The sequence below is a fragment of the Cryobacterium sp. M91 genome (genome assembly GCF_002929615.1).
GTDB lineage: Bacteria > Actinomycetota > Actinomycetes > Actinomycetales > Microbacteriaceae > Cryobacterium > Cryobacterium levicorallinum.
Genome location: NZ_PJJT01000087.1, coordinates 180,392 through 193,444, shown reverse-complemented (window position 1 = coordinate 193,444; position 13,053 = coordinate 180,392). Strand labels below are relative to the sequence as shown.

The 13,053-nt window shown below is 65.7% G+C and carries 10 protein-coding genes; 4 read left to right on the top strand and 6 right to left on the bottom strand.

Annotated features, from left to right (window positions below):
• Nucleotides 1-124: 124 nt before the first annotated feature.
• Nucleotides 125-2,260 (bottom strand): leucine-rich repeat protein, encoded by a 2,136-nt coding sequence (locus tag CXY80_RS13205; protein ID WP_134479455.1) that lies wholly within the window; start codon nt 2,258-2,260, stop codon nt 125-127.
• Between the two features lie 380 nt (nt 2,261-2,640).
• Nucleotides 2,641-4,161, bottom strand: a complete 1,521-nt coding sequence (locus CXY80_RS13200; RefSeq protein WP_146070739.1) for a leucine-rich repeat protein — start codon at nt 4,159-4,161, stop codon at nt 2,641-2,643.
• Nucleotides 4,162-4,448: 287 nt separating this feature from the next.
• On the opposite strand from CXY80_RS13200, the gene CXY80_RS13195 reads away from it, so the two are divergent.
• From CXY80_RS13195 to CXY80_RS13180, 4 genes are all read left to right on the top strand, one after another.
• Nucleotides 4,449-5,324 carry an ADP/ATP-dependent (S)-NAD(P)H-hydrate dehydratase gene (locus tag CXY80_RS13195; protein WP_104132784.1) on the top strand — a complete coding sequence of 292 codons (876 nt, stop codon included), beginning with the start codon at nt 4,449-4,451 and terminating at the stop codon, nt 5,322-5,324.
• A gap of 162 nt (nt 5,325-5,486) precedes the next feature.
• Nucleotides 5,487-6,779, top strand: a complete 1,293-nt coding sequence (locus CXY80_RS13190) for a hypothetical protein (RefSeq protein WP_233195371.1) — start codon at nt 5,487-5,489, stop codon at nt 6,777-6,779.
• 10 nt (nt 6,780-6,789) lie between these two features.
• Nucleotides 6,790-7,092: a thiamine-binding protein gene (locus CXY80_RS13185; protein ID WP_104132783.1), complete on the top strand. Its 303-nt coding sequence runs from the start codon at nt 6,790-6,792 to the stop codon at nt 7,090-7,092.
• Between the two features lie 38 nt (nt 7,093-7,130).
• Nucleotides 7,131-8,408: an MFS transporter gene (locus CXY80_RS13180; protein WP_092451314.1), complete on the top strand. Its 1,278-nt coding sequence runs from the start codon at nt 7,131-7,133 to the stop codon at nt 8,406-8,408.
• Between the two features lie 98 nt (nt 8,409-8,506).
• Here CXY80_RS13180 and CXY80_RS13175 read toward each other — a convergent pair whose 3' ends face one another.
• From CXY80_RS13175 to CXY80_RS13160, 4 genes are all read right to left on the bottom strand, one after another.
• Nucleotides 8,507-9,163, bottom strand: coding sequence for a response regulator transcription factor (locus CXY80_RS13175; protein ID WP_092451312.1), 657 nt, complete (start codon nt 9,161-9,163; stop codon nt 8,507-8,509).
• A 45-nt stretch (nt 9,164-9,208) separates the two neighbouring features.
• Nucleotides 9,209-10,543 carry a hypothetical protein gene (locus CXY80_RS13170; RefSeq protein WP_104132782.1) on the bottom strand — a complete coding sequence of 445 codons (1,335 nt, stop codon included), beginning with the start codon at nt 10,541-10,543 and terminating at the stop codon, nt 9,209-9,211.
• Complete coding sequence (locus tag CXY80_RS13165; RefSeq protein ID WP_104132781.1) at nt 10,540-11,709, bottom strand: sensor histidine kinase; 1,170 nt, start codon at nt 11,707-11,709, stop codon at nt 10,540-10,542. Before CXY80_RS13165 ends, CXY80_RS13170 begins: the two co-directional genes overlap by 4 nt.
• A 70-nt stretch (nt 11,710-11,779) precedes the next feature.
• Complete coding sequence (locus CXY80_RS13160; protein ID WP_104132780.1) at nt 11,780-12,982, bottom strand: homoserine O-acetyltransferase; 1,203 nt, start codon at nt 12,980-12,982, stop codon at nt 11,780-11,782.
• Between the last annotated feature and the right edge of the window lie 71 nt (nt 12,983-13,053).

Below are 13,053 nucleotides of genomic sequence, written 5' to 3'. Positions count from 1 at the left end.
TCGGGGATCTTGATCGCTCGCAAGCTCGCGCCTCGATCGGCGAGTGGCCCGAGCGTGCGGAGTACGCGAAGGACGGCCGTCACCCGCGTGATTCGCGTGGTGAGGGCCGTCTTCAGTGGATGCGTTACGCGACGCTCCGACGTCGGGCGGCGACGAGCGTGGCTCCGGCCAGAAGCAGCAGCAGGGCGGCGAAGCCGAGCGGCGCGGCGGTGAACCCGGTCGCCGCGAGCGCCGCGGTGACGGTCGTGGCGGCATCCGCTGCGGTGTAGGAGAGGTAGGTGACCGTCCCGGTTGCGCTGACCGTGAGGTAGGCGACGCGAGAGATGACCGAGCCGTCAGTGGCTGTGCCCGTCAGGGTCACGGTGTGCTGTCCGGCCGTCACTCCGGTCGGCAGAATCGCGCTGGCCGTGAACGCGCCAGTGGAGTCGATCGTTCCGCCGGCCAGCAGTACCGGGGTGGAGCGCAGAATGACGGTGTAGTCCGAGCCGACGGCCAGTCCGGCGCCGGACACGGTTACCGGGGCGCCGGCGACGACGTCGCCAACGGCCAGGCCAAGGTCGAGCGTGAGGGTCGGTGAGGTAGACGTAACCACATCAGCCGTGGCCCACTTCGCGTACACGGTCACATCATCGGTCGGGGCGACCGAAAAATCAAACGCCGTCGTGAAGTCTGCCGTGGTGTACCAGCCATCGAAGTCTGCGTCCGTCGGCTCAGGATCGACGGCCAGCTCGCCCGCCACCAAGCGCTGCTCAGCAATCGGGTCGTGCCCGGTGACGTCAAACGACACGATCGGGTCAATCACAGTGGTGTAGCCCATCCATGTCGGCGTCGTAAACCCTCCGTCAACTCCGAACTTCGAAAGATAGTGCACCTTCAAGCCCTCAGCCGTACCCAGCGACGGCTCGAGGTCGTCGGCGCCGAGGACTGTCGTTGGCGCTGCGCCGGCGAAAGCCACTGACACGACGGGGGCCCCATAGAAGATATTCGCTTCGATGGTCTTCACGGACGCCGGAATGCTGATCGCCGTCAGCCTTGCGTTGTTTGCGAAAGCATACCCTCCAATGAACTGGAGCCCCTCGTGCAGGGTGACCGAGGTCAGGCCGTCGTTTGCGAATGCCGCGGCGCCGATGCTTTCCACTGACCCTGGAATGTCGAGTGGCGAAAGGAAACTGTTCGTGTGGAACGCGCTGCCGCCGATGGTCTTCACGGACGCCGGAATGCTAATCGATGTCAACAAGTTGGATTTAAAGGCCGAAGAGCCAAGGGTGGTCACGTTGTTGCCAATGGTGATTTCCGTGATGCTCTTATAGGCAAAGGCGCTGTTTCCGATGGCGGTGACCGTATAGGTCGTGCTCATATCTTCGACCGTGTCGGGAATCTCAACGATCCTCGACGCCGCATCAGTAAGGCTAACGGCGGTCGCCGTTCCGTCGCCAGCGCTCGTGTCATACGTGATGCCGTTTGCGGCGGTGAACGTCGTACACGAGGCCCACTTCGCGTACAGGGTAACATCCGTGGTCGGGGCGACCGAAAAATCAAACTTCGTCATCCTCTCTGCATCGCTGGTCCAGCAACCGACCTCGGTATCCGTCAAAGTAGGAGGCACGGCCAGCTCGCCCGCGATCAAGCGCTGCGAATCAATCGAGCCGCCGTGCTCGGTCAGGTCAAACGACACGATCGGGTCGATCACGGTGAGGTAGTCCGTCCACGCTCCCGACGTAAACCCTCCGTCAACTGCGAACTGCGACAGATAGTGCACCGTCACAGGCGTAACCACGACACCGTCATACCTAGAACCCCAACCCAGCGGCGGATAGGTGGCATTAGAGTCATCGAGTGTCGGCGCGAGGCCGGCGAAAGTCACCGATACGACTGCGCCCTCATAGAAGATGTCCTGACCAATGTTCTTCACTGACGCCGGAATGGTGATAGCCGTCATCAGGTTTCCACCGAGGGCATGACTGCTAATGCTAACGAGCCCCTCGGAGAGGGTGATAGAGCTCAGGTTCTTCCCATAAAATGCGTACTCATCAATGGCGGTGACCGGGAAGCTCGTGCTGTCCTTTAGGACCGTGGCAGGAATCACAACGGTCGTGTCCGACCCGGTATAGCCAATGGCGGTAATCGTTCCGTCACCAGCGCTCGGTCCGTAGACAATGCCGTTCGCGGCGGTGAAGCCTGCCGTCGTGGCCTGTGCCGGTCCGGCGATCAGTGCGATCGAGCTGGCCACGAGTAAACCGACGACGGATGCCGCTAGCATCCGTTTCGACGCCCCTCGCGAAAGGGAAAAACCTACAGACACTGCGACCTCCAGATAGATGAACGTGACGACTCGGCCACCGGCGGGCGTGGTCGTCAGAGGGTTTCGACACACGCCGAATTTTGAGCCTACTTCGAGCACCCCCCCCATTTGCCCAGAGTGGGAGTGCTGGGATTTCGTTACGAACTACTGGGATGGGTGCTTCTGTTCCAGCAAAAGGGATCAGCGGATGGCCGCGCCCGATTCGGCTGGCCGCTACGCCCGTTACCGTAGCGAGCACCCAGATCGGGCGCGCTCGCGGCGGGTCGCAGCGCTCCGACCGCACAAGACGGCCGTCACCCGCATGATTGACGCGGTGACGGCCGACTTCAGTGGATGCGTTACGCGACGCTCCGACGTCGGGCCGCGACGAGCGCGGCTCCGGCCAGGAGCAGCAGCAGCGCGGCGAAGCCGAGCGGCGCGGCCGTGAATCCGGTTGCCGCGAGCGCTGCGGTGGCAGCATCCGCTGCGGTGTAGGAGAGATAAGTGACCGTCCCGGTCGCGCTGACCGTCAGGAAGGCAACGCGAGACAGGGAAGAGCCGTCAGTGGCCGTGCCCGTCAGGGTCACGGTGTGCTGTCCGGCCGACAGTCCGGTCGGCAGAACAGCGCTGGCTGTGAACGCTCCGGAGCTGTCGATCGTTCCGCCGGCCAGCAGTACCGGGGTGGAGCGCAAAATGACGGTGTAATCGGAGCCGGCTTTGAGCCCCGCGCCCGACACCGTCACCGGAGCACCGGCGACAACGTCGCCAACGGCCAGGCCGAGGTCAAGAGTCAGGGTCGGCGACGACGGCGCGACCGGCTCAACAACCGGCTCTCCAATAACCACCGCGGCCACGGGCCACTTTGCGTACACGGTCACATCGTCGGTCGGAGCGACCGAAAAATCAAACGGCGTCGTGAAGTCTGCCGTGGTGAACCAGCCATCGAAGCCTGCATCCGTAACAGTAGGAGCCTCGGCCAGCTCGCCTGCAACCAAGCGCTGCGCCGCAATCGCGTCGTGCCCGGTGACGTCAAACGACACGATCGGGTCAATCACGGTGTTGTAGCCCATCCAGGTCGGCGTCGTAAACCCATTGGCACGCCCTCCGTCAACTCCGAACGTCGACAGATAGTGCACCGTCAAGCCCGCAGCGTCGCCCAGCGACGGCTCGACGTGGCCCGAGTCCGGATTGATGGCGTCAGTGCTCCAGAGTGTCGGCGCTGCGCCGGCGAAAGTCACCGCTACGACGTGGCCGTGCCAGAAGAGGTTCGCGCCAATGGTCTGCACTGACGCCGGAATGGTGATTGCCGTCATCGGGTTTCCCCAGAAGGCGTATTGATCAATGCTTTCGAGCCCCTCATGCAGAGTGACCGACGTCAGGCCAGTGTCGCCGAAAGCTGCCTCGCCGATGTGTGTCACTGACGCTGGAATGTCCAGTGACGTTAGAATACCGCTTGAGCTGAACGCATCGTCTTCGATGGTCTGCACGGACGCCGGAATGATAATAGGCCCGGTCACGGAGTTCCTGCTGAAGGCCATCTGGCCAATGGTTTTCACGTTCTGGCCAATGATGACCCCGGTAAGGCCCCAATATTTAAAGGCCTCGGCCCCGATGGCAGTGACCGTGTACTCCGCGCCCGCTTCTGTGACCGTGTCGGGAATCTCAACGGTCAATGCCGACCCGTTATAGCCAATGGCGGTAATCGTTCCGTCGACGGCGCTGGCACCGTATCGGATGCCGTTTGCAGCGGTAAAGCCCGACGTCGCGGCCTGTGCCGGAGCGGCGATCAGCGCTATCGAGCTGGCGACCAGCAGGCCGACAACGGATGCCGCCAGCATCCGCTTCGACGCTCCTCGCGAAAGAGAAAAAGCTACAGACACTGAGACCTCCAAGTAGGGGACCGTGACGTCTCGGCCGCCGGTGGGCGTGGACGTCAGAGGGTTCCGGCATGCGCCGAATTTTGAGCCTACTTCGGGTGTTACCCACGTCTTCTCTCGGTGGACACTGTGATTGCCGGAAGAACTACTGGGTTTTCGATCCGCCCGTGCAAAGTCGACCGGTCGTGGTCTCCCGGGGTGCTCCAACCGACCGGGCGTGTCCGGAAGGCAGCCGCTCGCGGCATCCGTTGGTGTGATCGTGCTGAACCGAAACGACCTATCGTGGAGGCATGGTGAAACCGCGCGGCTGGCTCGAATGGGAGGCCGAACAGGCCCGCGACTGGATCGCGCGGCCCCAGGCCGGAGATGACAAATACTCCCGTGGTGTGCTCGGAGTGCGCACCGGTTCCAAGGACTACCCGGGCGCAGCGGTGCTCGGCGTCGACGCGGCCGTGCGCACCGGCGTCGGCATGGTGCGCTACCTCGGGCCGCGCCGCGCTCAGGACCTGGTCCTGCAGCGCCGCCCCGAGATCGTGACCCTGCCCGGGCGGGTACAGGCCTGGCTGCTCGGCTCCGGTATCAACGCCGCCACGAGAACGGATGCCGTCAGCGCTGCCCTCGACGAAGCGCTCGCCGAGGGCCTGCCCACCGTCATCGACGCCGGCGCCCTCGACCTGGTCTCGCACGCAATCGGACCGACAGTCATCACACCGCACGCCGGCGAACTGGCTGCGATGCTCGAGGGCGAGGCCAAGCCGGGCTCAGCCTCGCAGATCGCAGCGAATCCGGGGGAATGGGCCATTCGCGCCGCCCGGCTGTTTGACGTCACGGTGCTGCTCAAGGGAGCAGTCACCCACATTGCCTCACCGGCCGGCGCCCGCCTGACCGTGTCGACCGGACCGGCCTGGCTCGCGACGGCGGGGTCCGGCGACGTGCTCGGCGGCATCCTCGGGGCGCTGCTGGCGACCCACTCCGACCAGCTCGAAGCGGATGCCGCGTCCCTCGCCCCGCTCGCCGCCACTGCAGCGCTCATCCACGCCGAAGCGGCGAACTTCGCCTCCGCCGGCGGTCCGATCGCGGCCCTGGACGTGGCCGACGCCGTACCGCGGGCCGTCGCCGCGTTTCTGGACTATGGCATCGCGCCGGGGGCTCGTCCGGCGCGCTGACGCGCGCCTTTCCCCAGCGCCGAGCTCGCTCGGCGTGCTGACGTTTGCGCGGCGCGCAGTCGCGATGCCCTTCCGGCGCGCCAGAGCGGAACGCGGGCGAGAAACTCCCGGGTGAGCTGCGCGGGCGGTGTCCCTGGGCCGCCGCCTGTGCGAAGGTGAAGCGTGCGAATTCACGACGAGCCCCGCGGGGCAACCGGCGCGCGGCCTGCGCGGCCGGTGCTGCGGCATCCGCTCGCCGCGCTATGGTCGGCCTTCGTGCTCGTGCACCTGCTGCTGATCACTCTGGCTTTGTTCGGGCCGGGGTATCCGCTCGGCGATGTCGAAGTGGTGTATCGCGGATGGGCGGAGGGCGCCGCGGCCGGCAATATCGTCGGCGTCACCGAGAATTTCGTCTACCCGTTGCTCGCGCTCGTACCCGTCGTCGGCGCGCTCGCCCTCGGCGGCCCGGCCTATCTCGGCACCTGGTTTGGGCTAATCACCGTGCTCAACGCCGGGGCATTCTTCGTACTCCTGCGCACGCACCGACCCGCGGCGTGGTGGTGGCTGGCATTCCTGGCGTTGCTTGGCCCGATTGCGCTGCTGCGCATCGATGCGGTCACGGTGCCGCTCTGCATCATCGCCCTGCTGGGCCTGCGGCGCCTTCCGCTCTGGGGCACGGTGCTACTGACCATTGCGGCCTGGATCAAGATCTGGCCGGTGGCCGCCCTCGCCGCCCTGTTTGTGGCGTCCAAACTGCGCTGGCGGATGCTCGGGGTCGCCGCAGCCGTCACCGCGGCGGTCGTCGCCGCGGCCGGGGCGCTCAGCCTGGCTCGAGGCAGTGGCATCCACGTACTGAGTTTCGTGGGCGAGCAGGCGGGCCGGGGGATCCAGATTGAATCACCCATCGCTGTGCCGTGGCTGTGGCAGGCCGTGCTCAACGTGCCCGGCAGCTTCATCTACTACGACCAGCAGATCCTCACCTTTCAAGTGGCCGGCGCTGGCACCGCCGCCGCAAGCGCCGTGATGACTCCGTTGCTTGCGCTCGCCGCCGCCGCCGTGCTGCTGCTCGGAGTGCGGGCCCAGCGGCGGGGAGTCGGCTGGTTGGCGGTCTTTCCGCCGCTGACCCTCGCCCTGACCGTGACCCTCATCGCCGTCAATAAGGTGGGGTCGCCGCAGTTCATCAGTTGGCTGGCCGCACCGATCATTCTCGGGCTCGTGCTGAACGGGCGCGCCTGGCGCACGCCGGCGCTGCTCGCGCTCGCGCTCGCCGCCCTCACCCAGCTGGTCTACCCGTACCTCTACGACTGGCTGCTGGTGGCCCATCCCCTCATGATTCTGGTGCTGACCGTGCGCAACCTACTCGAATTCGTGCTGCTCGGCTGGGCGCTCTTCACGCTGCACCGGCTGGGCAGGTCAGGCCGGCCCGCCCGCGACCGTTTCACCACGAAACCACTCACCACCAAACCACTCATCTAGGGAGCCCACCATGCTTGTAGCATTCTCCGTCGCACCGTCCGTCGCCGCCGACTCGCAGGGGTCCGTGCACGATGCGGTTGCCGCCGCGGTGCGCATCGTCCGCGAATCCGGACTGCCGAATCACACCGACTCCATGTTCACCACCATCGAGGGCGACTGGGATGAAGTCTTCGCCGTGATCAAGGCGGCGACCGAGGCGGTGGGCGCCTTCGGGCCGCGTGTTTCCCTCGTGCTGAAGGCGGACATCCGCCCCGGCCACACCGGCGAACTGACCGGCAAGCTCGAGCGCCTGGAGACCGCCCTCTCCGAGTGAATCGTCCGCTCCAGCTGGCCTGGGTTTAGGCTTGTTGCATGCCCCTCACTCCTGACGGGTCGACGCAGCTGTCGTCGACCCGTATTCGTCTTGCCCTGCTCGCCCTGGCCCTGGGCGGATTCGGCATCGGCGCGACCGAATTCGTTGCCATGGGTCTGCTGCCGAACCTGGCCGCCGACCTGCTGCCCGGTCTCTATGCTGCGGCGCCGGATGCCGCCAACGCGCAGGTCGGCTGGCTGATCTCGGCTTATGCCCTCGGTGTTGTCGTTGGCGCGCCCACGATCGCGGCCGCTGCGGCCCGCTGGCCGCGCAAACAACTGCTCCTGGCCCTGCTGACCGCGTTCACGCTCGGCACGATCGCCTCGGCCCTGTTGCCGACCTTTGAGACCGTTCTCGTTGCCCGCTTTGTGGCCGGGCTGCCGCACGGCGCCTACTTCGGCATCGCCTCGCTCGTCGCCGCCCGCCTGATGGGCCCCGGCAAACGGGCTCGCGGTATCGCAATCGTGCTCTCCGGGCTGACCATCTCCAACGTCATCGGGGTGCCCACGATCACCTGGATCGGTCAGGTGAGCGGATGGCGAATCGCCTACCTCGTCGTCGCCGCGATCTTCGCGCTCACCTTCGTGGCCGTCGCTATGTTCGTGCCGTTCCAGGCTGGCAACCCCAAGGCCACCATGCGCGCCGAGCTGCGAGCATTCAGCCAATTGCAGGTCTGGATCACGCTCTCGATCGGTGCGATCGGCTTCGGCGGCCTGTTCGCGGTCTACACCTATGTCGCCCCGCTGGTGATCGAAATCACCGGGCTCACGGCCGCAACGGTACCGCTTATTCTGGTCGTCATCGGCCTCGGCATGACAGTCGGCAACTTCGCCGGGGGAGCGCTGGCCGACTGGAGCGTGCGCCGCACCATGTACATCTCGTTCGGCGTGCTCATCGCAGCGCTCGTCACACTCGGCCTGTCGGCGCAGTCGCTCGTCGGTTTGGTGATCGGCATGTTCTTTATCGGTGCAGCGGCATCCGCTCTCTCGCCGACCATTCAGGCCCGACTGATGGACGTCGCGCACGAAAGCCAGTCGCTCGCGGCAGCTCTCAATCATTCCTCGCTCAACGTCGGTAACGCCCTCGGCGCGGCCCTCGGCGGCGTGGCTATCGCCGCTGGGCTCGGCTACCTCGCCCCGGTCTGGATCGGCGTTGCCCTGAGCGCGCTCGGCGTGCTGCTGACCCTGCTCACCTTCATCATCGACCGTCGGCGCCGCTTGCGCGGCCAGCATGTGCCCTACGGCACGCAGCTGATCCCCGTCGTTCGCAAGGGCTAATGTCGGCGCGTGCCCGTCGGCATCCACTCAATCGAAGCCGCGTTAACGAACGAACCGGCCCGCATTACGAAAAATGGGGCCGGTTGGCAACACGAAGGTCAGTCCGTTTGCAGCAGGATGCCGTCGTGGATGGCACGTTTGCGCAGCGCGACCTTGGTACCCACGTCGTACCCGGCTAAGCGGTACTTCTCGCGAATGCGCTTCAGGTAGCTCTTGGCGGTCTCCTCGGAGATGCCGAGTTGGTAGGCGACGGCCTTCACCGGCTCACCGGCGCCGTAGAGCGCCATGACGCGGCGTTCCTGGGCGCTGAGGCGGGGACCTTCAACGTTCTCGGTCGAGTTGAGCGCGTAGTCGAGCTCAGCGGAGATGTAGGACTTGCCGTTGTAGGCAGCACGAATGGCATCGACAATCATGCTCGCTTCCTCGCTCTTCACGAGGTAGCCGAGGGCGCCGGCGGCGAGGGCTTCGCGCACGAGAGCCGGCTCGGAGTAGGTGCTCATGAGCACCGTCTTCACTCCGGTCGTCTTGAGCGTAGCAATCTTCAGGGACACCGGAATGTTGTCCTTGAGATCGAGGTCGAGCAGCACGACGTCCACCGGAAACTCGCGGTGGGTCAGCAACTCGGGCCAGGTCGTCACCGCCGCGACCATCTCGATGTCGTCAGCGGCGCTTCGAATCCACTCGGTGAGCGCCCCCAAGAGCATCCTGTGGTCGTCAACAAGGGCCAAGCGGATGGGACGGGGTGTCGTCGTCATGTGTTGCCTCCTACTGAGTGCACCTTATCGTCTATATCCCCAATACTAGGCATCAGCTGGATTGTCCACACTGCACTCGATGTCTACCCGCAAGCTTCCGGCCCAATTGGAATCCATGTGCGGACCAACCGCACAAATCGCCTGCCAGGTTTCGGGATCGACACGCCGCCGCGATACCCCAGTTGTGGTCAATTGAATCGGAAAACGCACCTGGTGCTGCAGCCCCACCCCACGTGTGGGGGCAATCGGTCCGAACCGCAGTGAAACGGATGCTCCCGATCGCTGGGTATCCCCGATCAGCAGCCAAATCGTCAGGAGCAGCCCCTCACGTTGGGTCGGCGACAACAGCCCGGCGAGCCCGGCCGGGTCGCTCAGGGCTACGACGGGGCCAAGAAACTCGCTCTCCGTGATCGCGTGGTGCAGCCAGGTCTCGGTGCGGCCCTCGATCAGGTGCACGCGCAACTGGGTGGCGAGCGACGCAGCGGTCGTGGCCGTCGACGCGGCCAACGGAAGCGCTGTGCGTCCCTGGGCCACATCGTCGAGCAAGGTCTCCGCATCGAGGTCGAGCCGAGCCAGCTGTTCCGAGGCGAGCATGCCGACCGCAAACCGTGGCTGGGACACGGTGCTCTGCACGAGCACGAGGTCGAGCTCGCGCTGAACCATGCGCCGAAACGCTTGCACAATGCTCGCGCCGACCACCGGCGGTACCACCGCGAGGGTGACCCCGAGAATATCTGGTCCCAGCGTCAGCACGTCGCTGCGGGCTTCGAGCAGGGTTGCAGCGCCCATGATGACACCGAGGGCGAGCGCTGCCAGGGTGATATCGCGAGATTCCCGCAGGGTCGCAATCGTCAGCAGAAAGGCGCCAACGGCTGGAGCCGCGGTGGGAAAGGCCGCCGTTCCCGGAATTCCCATGGATCCGGCCAGGTCGAGGGCGACCACGATCGCGCAGAGGCCGAGGGCTAGTAGAAACAGCCACATGGGCATGCGTGAGGAGAGTTCGTGGACCGCCAGGTTCACCCCGACCGCGATCGCGGCGAGTAACAGCCAGGCCACAATACTCAGTGTGGGCGTGGGGGCCTGGTCCCACTCGACCACCAGCCGCACAGCCAGAAAAACGGCGATGACGGCCGCACTGATGCTCATACCGATACCGAGGTGGCGGGCGCCTAAACCGTTTTGGTCCGAGCGGAAAACGGTGAAATGACCGTCACCACGCAGGCTCGATCGCGGAAACCGCAGCGGCGACAGTGCGGCCCGGGTCGTTTGGCCAGCGGATGATGTCGGCCAGCTTCGCGCGTCCGGCCCGCCCAGCAGGCGCGCACCCACACCGCGCGTGCGAACGGTATCAATGGGTGCGGTGTCGCTCAGCGGACTCATTTGGGAACCTCAAGAACAACCGTCGTTCCGGCACCCGGCGAGGAAAACAGACGAGCGTTGCCCCCCGCGTCACGCAGCCGGGCAACGACCGACTCGGCGACGCCGAGTCGTTCCGAACCGACCTGTCCGAGGTCGAAGCCGACCCCGGTGTCCGTGACCATCGCGCGAATGGTGGCGTCGTCATCCGTTATTGTTACGTCGGCATGATCGACCCCGGAGTGACGGCGCACGTTTTCGAGGCACTCAGAGAGGGCGAGCAGAAAGGAATCGAGCACGTTGCTGGGCAACTGCACCTGCCCGCTGCCGTGCCAGTTGACGGTCAGACCGACCCGTTCGAAGCGCTGACGCACTTCGTCGAGCGTGTCGCCGAGGGTCAGCAGCGAGGCTGGTTCGAGGGTATACCCGCCGGAACGGCTCGGCATCGGCAGGCCGCCGAGCCGCAATTGACGCAGTAGCCGGGCGTCGTCGCCAGCCTGCTTCTGCAGGGCTGCTGGGCTCACTCCGACCCCGGAATGGGCCAGCAGGGTCAGCGTGGCGAGCACGGTATCGTGCAGCAACCGGGCGTCCTGTCGGCGTTGCGCCTCGAGTTCGCTGGCGTGCCGTTCGGCGCGGTAGGCACGCCCGATCGCGGCAATGCGGTGCATTACCCGAGGGACGCTCTGCGCGATAAACCAGGAGGCGAGGGTGAAGGAAAACCACATGGCCACCGTCAGGGTGAGCAGAATGACTTGGTTGGGGGCGCCTACTGTAACGACGGCAACAGTCGCGACGGTCAGCACGTAGAAGGAGCCGAGCATCAGCAGCCGACGTGCGCTCGTGATCAGTACCGCCGCGACCGCGCACATCGGCGCGGTCGCCACCATGCCGATCACGCTTTCCTCGATTGGGTTGGGAGAAACTCCGGGGTGGCTCGCGAAGCCCACGACCAGGATCGTTCCTTCTCCGCAGAGCACGATAAGCACCGCCCAGCGCAGGGCGCCCGTGCTGCCGAGCAGGTACTGCGCGGCCGCCAGCAGCAGGATGAGCGCCACCGCCGCAATGCGCGCGTCTCCGGCAAGGCCACCGGGTACGAACAAGCACGCCAGCGTCGTGGCCGAGCCGGTCAGCCCGGCCGCCTGCACCGCTCTGCGAAGGAGCCGGTCTCGCTCCTTGAGGATGCGTTGCATGGGTGCCTGTCTGGTGGGAGATGAACATGTCTATCTGCACCATACCGGGCGGGACGCCGGAGAGTTCTCCCTAGTCCAACACCCGCCGTATTTGGGCGCCGATCGCTTCGTTCTCGATGAGGAAGCCATCGTGACCATACCCGGATTCCAGCACCACAGCGGTGGGGCCATCGATATTGTTCGGCAGGTGGGCGGCGATGGTGCGCTGGCCGTCGACCGGGAACAGTAGGTCACTGTCGATACCGACGACAACGGACCGGGCGGTGACCCGGCCGAGGGCGGTCGCCACGCCGCCGCGGCCGCGCCCGACATCGTGGGAATTCATGGCTTCGACCAACACGATGTAGCTGTTGGCGTCGAAGCGCCTGGTGAATTTATTCCCGTGAAAGTCAAGATACGATTCCACGGCGAAGCGACCGTTGGCGCCGAGCGGACTGATATCGCTCTGCCAGCCCCGCGCGAAGCGTGCGTTGAGTTCGGCTGGGCTGCGGTAGTTCAACAGGGCCATGCGGCGGGCGAGGGCCAGCCCGCGCGTCGGTCCGTCACCATCTGCTTCATCGTAATAATCGCCGGCCCGAAAGGCCGGGTCGGTGCGAATCGCCTCGATCTGAACCGAGTTGACGGCGATCTGATCGGCCGTGGTGATTGGCGGCGCGGCCAAAATGATCAGGCGCTCGACCCGCTCGGGGGTGATGATCGCCCATTCCAAGGCGTGCATGCCGCCCATTGACCCGCCGATGACGGCAGCCCAGCGGTCGATGCCGAGTCGGTCGCTGAAAACGCGCTGCGCGCTGACCTGGTCGCGAATCGTGAGATAGGGAAAACGGATGCCCCACTCCAGACCGTCCGGAGCCAGCGACGCCGGCCCGGTGCTGCCCTGGCAGCCGCCGAGCATGTTCGGCGCCACGACGAACCACCGGTCGGTGTCGATGGCGAGGCCCGGTCCGACGATGCCGTCCCACCAGCCGCCGGTCTCCTGGCCGGGGCCGGGGGCACCGGCCAGGTGGCTGTCGCCGGTGAGCGCGTGCAGCACGAGCACGGCATTGTCGCCGGCCGGATTGAGGGTGCCCCAGGTCTCGTAGGCGAGCCGCACCATGGGGAGGCTGCCGCCGGCCTCAAAGCTCAGCGGGCCGAGAGTGGCGAATTGCCGGTTTCCCACCGGGTCACCGTCACGCCAGGCACCGGTCGCCGGAGGCTTGCCGAGGACCGAGCGCGCCTGGGCTTCGGTGATGAAGCTCGACGGGACCGTGTCTGCTGATGATTGCCATTCCATATCCGTCCATTCTGTCGGCCGAATGGACGGCCCGGGCGCATGTTACGTTGTGCGCCCGGGCCCAGCGACCC